At 36.7% G+C, this 6124-nt stretch carries 1 protein-coding gene; it reads left to right on the forward strand.

Going from position 1 to position 6124, the window contains the following annotated elements:
• Positions 1 to 897: 897 nt before the first annotated feature.
• Positions 898 to 6124 (forward strand): DUF11 domain-containing protein (locus AA089_RS22505; protein ID WP_162200474.1); only part of this gene is annotated, 5227 nt, incomplete at its 3' end.

The following is a 6124-nucleotide window of genomic DNA, read 5'->3' on the forward strand; positions in this document are numbered from 1 at the left end:
GTCACGCTTTCGCCAGTGCCTTTGTATGTTTGAAGAGAATAAAGTGTTGAAGTTTAGGGTTTTATTTTTAGTTTTAATTTGAAAAATGACCTAATCGTATTCGTTTGCGTATTCTTATTTTTTGTGATAGAATAATTCAAAAATATGAATTATTGGTTAACTTTTCAAGTTATTGAGTAATTTAATAAGTTAACTTGAGTTGTGTATAACTGATCATACTCTTACATAGTGAGTCTTTGATATTGTTGTTAGTAATAACAGATTGAAAAAAAGTGTAACATCTTTTAATTATTATTAGAAGAGTATATATAAAATAACAAGATGTTGGCTAACCTTCTCAAACCTCATTATCAGAAATCTACAAATAGATATGTTGCCAATTTAATTCAGTTAAAAAGGAGAGATAAATAATTGAAAAAAAGTACATCTTGTAAAATTGGAAATAAAAACATGTTTTTTTTCTCTTGAATAAACAAAAGATATCTATAAGTTTAGACTCTTATCTTATAAAATGTCAGCAATAAGGTCCTAACCTATTAAATTAGTTTATTTTTTTTCTCGTTATAATCCATGTTTCTTAATTAAATTAATCTTACGGTTTTAACTTACCTTATTTATGCTTTACTATGTATATTATAGGATTAAATTTCTTAATGTTGAAAGAAATTAACTGTAAAGAATTGTAGGTTGTTTTTCAGGTATTTGAACGATTTAAAATTGATTGTGCAATAAAAAAACTTGATGATTTCTTTACGAACTACATGTCTGAACATTTTTTATCGGCAAAAAGTGCACTTTATCGATAACTTGTATTTGTTAGAAGTAAAAAAAATCAAACAAAAGTTCATTTTTTACATTTATTTAATAAACTCAAAACCTCCAAAACCTCTTCAAAATATGAACAATAACTACTTAACTAAAAAGAAAAGTAATTATCCCGTAAAAATATTAGTATCGTTAGTAATTATTTTGCTTTCAAGCGTATGCTCATTAAATGCTCAAGATTGTTCTCCAAATGCAGGACCAGATATTGTAATCTGTGCTGGGGATACACTAACGCTTTCAGGCTCAGTATCAAGTCCTCCTTCTAGTCCAGCAACTGGATCAGAATGGATTCAAACAGGAGGTCCATCTGTTATCATTGACAGCCCTAATTCTTTAACAACAACAGTAACGGGATATGTTGGAGGTCAAACATATACATTTGTTCTAGTAGGTAATTGCGCAATTGGAGGAGACAATCAAGATGAAATGCAAGTAATTGTTCAGCCCATAACAGAGGCAGTTATTTCAAATGGAAATATAGAATCGTGTCCTGATGCAGGAACAATAGTATTAAATGGAAGTGCACCGCAGTTTGGGGAGACAGTTTTATGGCAAGTATTGGCGCCTAATGATGCTGGTGTAAGTATTAATTTTGATGATCAAAGTACTACTTCCATAGTATTGCCTGAAGGTAGTTGCGGAACATCTACAATTCGTTACACAATAATTAATGAAGATGCATTAGGTCCTAATTTAGATTGTATATCTGTAGCAGAAATAGAAATAACAAATTTTGGAGGAGTTCAGAATGTCAATGCAGGACCTGATCAACCTTTAGATCAATGCTATACAGCAACTCGATTAGCAAATCTTTCAGGAAGTTTTGGAGGTTGTGGTTTAGGAGGGCAATCAGGAATCTGGGAATTCGTTAGCGGACCAACAACACCTTCTTTTGGGAATGCTAACAATGCAAACACTTCTGTAGCGCCACTAGTTGCAGGAACATATGAATTTAGATGGTCTGTAAGTGGTCCATGTGTAACAGGAAGTGATACTGTTTCAATTATTGTACCAGACCCTACTCAGGACATTACAATGGCATCTGCACCGAACAATAATATTGTTTTCTGTGATAATACTGTAGGAGAAACAACTTTAGTAGGTGTAGAACCTACTTTCACAGGAGAAACAGTTTTATGGGAATACAATGGCTCAGATCCAAATGTAGTGATAGATCAACCCAATAATTCTACAACATTAGTAACTGGTTTAGACAGTAGTAATGATCCTTATGACTTTACGTATACTATATTAAATCCAAACACAGTCTCTGGTAGCATGCCAGCTTGTGAAAATAGTACAACCGTAAGAGTTCGGTATAGAGGTCCAACACCAACAATCATAGCGAACATGGGCAATGACATAATTGGAGGTTGTAATGTTTTTGAAATTCCAATTCCAATTCAAACAACAGATGGAACAAGATCACAATATAGTATTGTTAGTGGACCTATAGATAATTTAAACGTACCAGCTGAGGTAACGTATCCAACACCTTACAGAGGTTTTGGAGGAGGAAATTTTGCGGGAGGAATTTTTTCTTTAGACTTTTTAGATCATTTCGGACTCAGTAGTATAGCAGAACTTCCCGCTGGAACATATACGGTAGCGTTCAGACGTGATACTACAGGAGACCTTTTGACTTCTTGCTCAAGTGGAACAAGTACCATAAACATAACTATTACCAGAAGTGCTACTACACCAGCAGCAGGAGGAGATGTTGTTTTAGATTGTAATTATAATGATGTAACAGGAGCTAACTTATCTGGAAACCCAATAACTGTAGGGACTTCTGTTTGGTCACAAATAGATGGACCTGCAATAACAACAATTGATGACCCATTTGCACAATCCATAAATATTACAGGGATCACAGTACCAGGACAATATACATTTAGGTATAATGTTACAGGAGGTCCGTCTGTAGGATGTCAGCCAAATCCAGATGATGTAACGATCACATTGAATAGTACAGTAATAGACACACCAATAATAAATACTGCGCCACAAACTGTTTGTCCAAATACAAATTTTCAATTAAGTGCAAACGTACCATCAGCTGGTCAACAAGGGACTTGGACTGTGAGCCCTACAGGACCTACCTTCACAGATGCTGACGGAAATCCAAATCCAAACGATCCAAATGCGATTGTGTCTGGAATGTCATTAGACAATCAACTATATACATTTACTTGGACGATTTCATTAATAAATTCAGTAGGAGCTACATGTCCGCCGCCAGAAAGTACAACGGTAGACATAACAACAAGTGCAGCACAAGGACCACAAAATGTTTCAGCAGGTACAGACATTTGCCAATTAGCAAGTAATCTAACAGCAAATCTTTTTGGAAGTGCGCCAGACACTCTAGCTGGGGAAACTGGAGAATGGACAAGTAATCTTGCAGGAGTAACTTTTGCTCCATCAGCAAACGACAACAATGCAACAGCTACATTTCCAGCTGTTGGTTCATACATACTAACTTGGACGGTAACATCAGCAGGTTGTCAACCTGTATCAGATATTGTAGAAATTACAATTGCTGATGAACCAACGTCAAGTGCAGGACCAGATCAATCTGGTTGTCAAACAACATTCACGATGGATGCAAGCGATCCGTTGCCATCAGGAAATACTGGACAGTGGGTTTTAAATACTGGACCTGGAGGCTTCACTTTTGTTGATGATACTGATCCAAACAGTGATGTAACATTTACTTTTTCAGGAACCTATGTTTTTGATTGGGTAGTAACTCGTGGGAGTGGAAACTGTCCTAACGGAACAGCTACTGATAGTGTTACCATAAATGTGGGAATTCCTCCAACAATAGCAACTGTTGGGGTAAACGATATAAATGTATGTAATGCTACTTCAACTCCGCTTGATGGTAATGATTTCGATGCAAACACAGAAATAGGATATTGGACAGTTCTTTCAGGAGCACCAAATACGCCTATATTTTCAGATGTAAATGATCCCGATACAACCGTTAGTGGACTAACAACTGGTACATACACATTTAGATGGAACATAATAGGAAGTCCATTATGTCCTTCAACTTTTGCAGATGTAGAAGTGGAAGTTGCTGTACCAGCTGGAGCAGGATCAGATCAACAATTATGTCAGGCAACAAGCGTATTACTTGAAGGTACAACGGGTTCTACAGGAACTTGGACTCAAATTTCTTCAACAGGAACCAATTCTACAATAACGACTACAGGAGCCAATACAGCAAATGCAACAATAACACCAGGAACCGAATATGTATTTCAATATGAACCTAATGATATCACATTCAATACAAATACTGGATCAGGACCCGCAAGTTGTGATCCTGGAGTCGATACAGTAACGGTTGGTACTATAGCACAACCACCACCACCAGATGCAGGTCCAGATCAAATGAAATGTTTAGACGATCCAGTAGTAAATCAAGTTACACTAGCGGGTTCTGACCCTTCACTAATAGCAGGTGTACCAGCAGTAACTGGAGAATGGGAAATCGTTTTTCCTATCGGAGGTAATGGAGCTACGCTTGCCAATGACACACAGTTTGATACAACGATGAATATCGTGAATCCTGGACTATATATCTTGGAATGGACATATACAAAAGGAGCGTGCTTAACATTTACAGATGTAGTAAGAATTGAAGCTTTTGAACCGCCAAGTGATGCAATTGCGGGTCCAGCACAACCTAATGCATGTCAATTTGATGCGCAATTAAATGCAACACCTCCGACAGTAGGAATAGGAACGTGGTCTTTTGCCAATCCAGCAGATGATCCATCAGGAGGACAGATAGTTATCGACAGTCCAAACTCACCTACAACAACACTATCAAATATACCAGACAATATTAATACACCCTATACCCTAACATGGACAGTATCTAATGGAGGTCCATTCCCATTAACTCCAAGCTCAGCTTGTGATCCTAAAATAGATACAGTTGAAATAACATTTCCTGCACCAAGACCTTCAGTGGCAGACGCAGGACCAGATCAAGATACCTGTATGGATCAAGTAGCAATGGATGCTGCTAGTATTACTTCTGGAACAGGAACTTGGAGCTTAGTATCAGGACCTAACACACCATCCATATTATCTCCAAACTTTGAAGATACAGTAATCACAAACCTTATAGATGGAACCTATGTTTTTCAATGGTCTGTTACGAGTGGAGGTTGTACACTAACAGATGAAGTTCAAGTTATTGTAAATGAACAACCAGTTGCAGTTAATGCAGGACCAGATCAATCTGTTTCAATAGCAGACACAATAATGATGAATGCGGATCCTGCTACGGGAGGAAGTATTGGTACATGGTCACAAATTTCAGGACCTTCAACAGCTAACTTTATTGATGAAAACTCTAATACAACACAAGTAACAGGATTAACAGTTGGAACATATGAATTTCAGTGGTCAATCTCTAATGGTGTTTGTAATGGAATATTTGATCGTGTGATAATTGAAGTATCGGCGTTAGCTGATTTAGAATTAAGTAAAAGCGTAACACCATCTCTAGTAAATGCAGGTGATATTGTTACGTTCGAATTGTCTGTGTTCAACAATAACGCTAATCCAGCAAATATGGATGCTACAGGTGTTGCTGTTGAAGATTTTATTCCTAATGGATATACAATAGTTCCTGGAACAGTTAGTAATTCTGGAGTTTATAATATTGGTAACAATTCAATTACATGGTCAAATTTGAGTATTACAAGTGGAAATTCGATTACATTAACCTATAATGTAACGGTAAATGAAACTGGTCCTTACATAAACAGTGCACAAATTATAGCCAGTGATCAGGTAGATGAAGATAGTAACCCAGCAACAGATAGTACTGTAGATGATTTCGGAGATGGAATAGCAGACGATGATGAAGCTACTGCATCAGTAACAATTCAATCTGCTGATATAAGTTTAGCGAAAACAGTCACTCCAACGACTGCAAATGTTGGAGATTCAGTAGTTTTTACAATCACTGTTACCAATGGAGGAACCAACGATGCAACCAATGTTCAATTGGAAGATCAATTACCATTAGGTTATACATATCAATCTGATAACAGTGGAGGAAATTATGATGAAATTTCAGGAATTTGGAATGTTGGAACTTTAACAGCAAGTGGTGTTACAAGCCAAGCTACTCTTGAAATAACAGCAATAGTAAATACGCCAACAGGAACAGTTGGGGAATATAATAACATAGCAGAAATCATAAATAGTGATCAATCTGATCCAGATAGTACGCCAAATAATGATGATGGAGATCAAAGTGAAGATGATG

The sequence above is a fragment of the Kordia jejudonensis genome, from assembly GCF_001005315.1.
Classification (GTDB): Bacteria; Bacteroidota; Bacteroidia; order Flavobacteriales; family Flavobacteriaceae; genus Kordia; species Kordia jejudonensis.